Genomic DNA, 3,922 nt, shown 5'->3' on the forward strand with positions numbered 1-3,922 from the left:
GGCAAAGACATTCATGGGCGACACCGGAAGCCTGTTTCTGGGCGGTGCGGTGGCGGCGCTGGCGTTTGCAATGGATATGCCGCTGGTGCTGGTTCCCATAGGGCTGATTTATATTGCAGAAACGGCGTCGGTCATTATTCAGGTGGTGTATTTTAAAGCCACCCACGGCAAGCGCTTTTTTAAAATGGCGCCGCTGCATCATCATCTGGAGCTGTGCGGCTGGAGCGAGGCGAAGCTTGTGACGGTGTTTTCCCTCATCACGCTGGCGGGCTGTGTCGCGGCGTGGCTGGGGATTCAGGGGAGAATTTGACGCGTCCGCCAAATGGAGAAGGGGGAGTGACCGGTGGTCCGGGAACGCAAACCAAATAACGCACGGCCCCGCTCTCCCCAGGGGGACCGGGACCGGGGATTCAGCTCCGTCCGTCGTCCCGCCGTCAGTCGGGAAACGCTTTTGGCCCGCCAGCGGGCCAAGGAGGAGCGCTTACTCCGGGAGCAGGAGAGCCGGGAACTGGCCCGAGGGCCCATCGATCTGCCCTTCTGCCTGCTGGTGCTGCTGCTGACCGCAATTGGACTCATCATGCTGTTTTCCGCCAGCTTTCCAAGGGCCTATTACGAAAGCGGCAACCCGACCTATTACGTGTCGAAGCAGGGCGTATTCGCCATTATGGGCGTGGCGGCCATGGCGTTTGTGGGAAAGATCAACTATCAGCGGTTCCGTGGCATTGCAAAACCCTTGATGTTTCTGGCCATTATTCTGCTGGTGCTGGTGATTATTCCGGGAAACCCCTTCGCCCTCACCGTCAACCGCGCCACCCGCTGGCTGGGAATCCGGGGTACGGCGCTGCAATTCCAGCCCTCAGAGGTGGCAAAGCTGGCGGTGGTGCTCTATTTTTCTGACAGCGTTTCCAAAAAGAAAGAGCGGATGCAGACCTTCCGGTACGGCATTCTGCCCTACGGCATGATTTTGCTGGTGCTGGCTGGGATGATGATGCTGGAACCCCACCTGTCCGGGACGCTGCTGATCTTAGGCGCCGGAGCCGCCATCATGCTGGTGGGCGGCATCGGCTGGGGCTGGGTCGGCGGCGCGCTGGGCGTGGCCGCGGCGGGAATGTATGCCGTGGTGGGAATCGTCGGCTACGGTGCGTCCCGCATCGCCATGTGGCACAATCCGTTCATCGACCCCCGGGGAGACGGATATCAGTTGTCTCAGAGTCTGTTGTCCATCGGCTCCGGTGGGCTTTTGGGCGTTGGCCTTGGCAAGAGTCGGCAAAAATTCATGTACCTGCCGGAGGAGCACAACGACTTTGTGTTTTCCATCGTGTGCGAGGAACTGGGGCTGATCGGGGCGGCGGTGATTATGCTGCTGTTCGCGGCGCTGATTCTGCGCGGATACTGGATTGCCCTCCACGCCCGGGACCGGTTCGGAAGTCTGCTGGTGGTGGGCATCACCACGCTGCTGGCTTTTCAGACCTTTTTGAACATGGGGGTGGTGACGGGACTGCTGCCCACCACCGGCGTATCTCTCCCCTTTTTCAGCTACGGAGGAACGGCGCTGACGATCCAGCTCTTTGAAATGGGGATTGTATTGAGCGTGTCCCGACAGATGAAGATTTGATGCGGGACACGCGGACTTTAAGGAAGTGTTTTAAAATGGGCAACGTGCCCGAACGGGTCATTTTCACCTGCGGGGGGACGGCGGGACATGTGAATCCCGCCGTCGCTCTGGCGCAGTTGATGATCGCGCGGAAGCCGGATACGGAGATTTTATTTGTGGGTGCGGAGCGGGGCCTTGAAAAGGACCTGATTCCAAAGGCGGGCTTCGCTTTTCGCACCGTTCACATCTCCAGCTTTCACCGCTCGATGAAACCGGCGGAAATCAAGCACAATTTAATCTCCGTGGGAAACTATCTCCGGGCGCCCAGAGAGGCGCGCCGCATTCTGCGGGAATTTCGCCCCCAGATGGTCATTGGCACCGGGGGCTATGCCAGTTTTCCCATGGTAAAAGCGGCGGCAAAGCTGGGAATCCCCACCGCCGTCCACGAGTCCAACATGGTCCCCGGGCTGACTACCCGGCTGCTGGAGCCTTTTGCCGACCGGATCATGGTGGGCTTTGAGGAGTGCCGGGGTCAATATCGCCATCCGGACAGGGTGGTGGTCACGGGAACGCCGGTGCGGTGCGATTTTTTTACCCGGACCAAACAGCAGGCCCGGGAAGAACTGGGGATTCATGACAAAAGACCTCTGATCGTTTCCTTCTGGGGGTCTTTGGGCGCGGCGGGAATGAACGGAGAAATGGCCACGTTTTTGGCGCTGGAAGCGGCAAAGGAGCCGTTTCACCACATTCACGGGGCGGGCGGCGGCTACAAGGCGCTGCTGCGGGCGCTGAAAGAGCGGGGTGTGGACCTCAAGCGGCACCCGTCTCTTGAGGTGCGGCCCTACATTTATGATATGGACCGGGCGCTTCGGGCGGCCGATTTGGTTCTGTGCCGGGCGGGCGCGTCCACCATCAGCGAGCTGACGGCGCTGGGTGTTCCGGCGCTGATCGTACCCTCTCCCTATGTGACCAACAACCATCAGGAGAAAAACGCGCGGGTTTTGGAACGGGCGGGCGGAGCCTGCGTTTTGTTGGAAGACGAGGCAAATGGACAGGTCCTTTTTCAAAGGTCCTGCGAAATTCTCCGGGATGACGCCCGGCGCGCGTCCATGTCTGCCGCCATGGAGAAGCTTGGCATTCCCGACGCGGCGGAGCGTATCTATCAGACGGTGCTGGAGCTGCTGTAACCCCCAAAGGCTCCCCACGCATACGATGGACTGTTGAACCATTCTGTATGCGGAGGGAATTGCATTATGAGTCAGATCATCGTAAAGGGCGGGAGGGCTCTTTCCGGCTCCGTCCGGGTGCAGGGCGCAAAGAACAGCGCACTGCCCATCCTGGCGGCTACGCTTTTAAACCGGGGGGAGACGGTGCTGAAAGGCTGTCCCCGTCTGCGGGATGTGGACGCGTCGGTCCGCATTCTCCGGCATCTTGGCTGCGAGGCCCGCTGGGAGGAGGATACGCTGACGGTAAATACCGTGGGCATGAATTGCTGCAACATCTCCGACGCGCTGATGCGGGAGATGCGCTCCTCCGCCATTTTCCTTGGGGCCGTGCTGGCCCGCTGCGGTCAGGCGGACCTCAGCTACCCCGGTGGCTGCGAGCTGGGACCAAGACCCATTGATTTACATTTGGCGGGCCTCCGGGAGCTGGGGGCTGACATCCGGGAGGACGGCGGGCGGCTCCGCTGCACCGCGCCCCACCTTGTGGGGCGGGAGGTGGTATTGAGCCTGCCCAGTGTGGGCGCCACGGAGAACCTGATGCTGGCTGCCTGTGGAGGAAATGGTGTCACTTCTATTTACAATGCGGCCCGGGAGCCGGAGATCGAGGATTTGCAGGACTATCTCTGTGCGTGCGGCGCAAAGGTTTCCGGTGCGGGCACTTCCACCGTCACGGTAGAAGGCGGTGCGCAGCTTTCCGGCTGTACGTATACCGTGATGCCTGACCGCATTGCAGCGGCTACTTATCTCTGCGCGGCGGCAGCCGCCGGGGGCGAGGCGCATCTGACAGGCGCGAAGGAAGGGCATCTGTCCACTGTGACGGCGGCGCTGCGAGAGGCGGGCTGCACCGTGACGGCGGACGAAGAGGGCATTACCCTGCGCAGGCGGGGGGCGCTGCGGGGCATCCGTCCCATTCACACCGCGCCTTATCCGGGCTTTCCCACCGACGCGCAGGCTGTTTTAATGGCGGCGCTGACCCGCAGCCGGGGAGCCACGGTGTTTGAGGAGAACATTTTCACAAGCTGCTTTCGTCATGTCGACGAGATCTCCCGCATGGGCGCGGATATCCGTGTGTCCGGCCGTGTGGCGGTGGTCAGTGGCGTGGAAA

Annotated in this window: 3 protein-coding genes and 1 pseudogene; all 4 read left to right on the forward strand. The window is 61.2% G+C overall.

Going from position 1 to position 3,922, the window contains the following annotated elements:
* Nucleotides 1-310: pseudogene (locus RTK01_RS16160) on the forward strand (phospho-N-acetylmuramoyl-pentapeptide-transferase); the annotation flags it as partial.
* A gap of 213 nt (nucleotides 311-523) precedes the next feature.
* Nucleotides 524-1,615 carry a putative lipid II flippase FtsW gene (ftsW, locus tag RTK01_RS16165; protein WP_397353090.1) on the forward strand — a complete coding sequence of 364 codons (1,092 nt, stop codon included), beginning with the start codon at nucleotides 524-526 and terminating at the stop codon, nucleotides 1,613-1,615.
* Nucleotides 1,616-1,650: 35 nt separating this feature from the next.
* Nucleotides 1,651-2,781, forward strand: a complete 1,131-nt coding sequence (gene murG, locus RTK01_RS16170) for an undecaprenyldiphospho-muramoylpentapeptide beta-N-acetylglucosaminyltransferase (protein ID WP_312281955.1) — start codon at nucleotides 1,651-1,653, stop codon at nucleotides 2,779-2,781.
* Between the two features lie 66 nt (nucleotides 2,782-2,847).
* On the forward strand, nucleotides 2,848-3,922 hold a 1,075-nt coding region (gene murA / locus RTK01_RS16175; protein ID WP_312281956.1), incomplete at its 3' end, for a UDP-N-acetylglucosamine 1-carboxyvinyltransferase.

This window comes from Oscillibacter sp., assembly GCF_031978065.1.
GTDB lineage: Bacteria > Bacillota > Clostridia > Oscillospirales > Oscillospiraceae > Oscillibacter.

Coding starts and splice junctions, on each gene's coding strand:
- murG (WP_312281955.1), top strand. CDS start 1,651: ATGGGCAACGTGCCCGAACGGGTCATTTTCACCTGCGGGGGGACGGCG.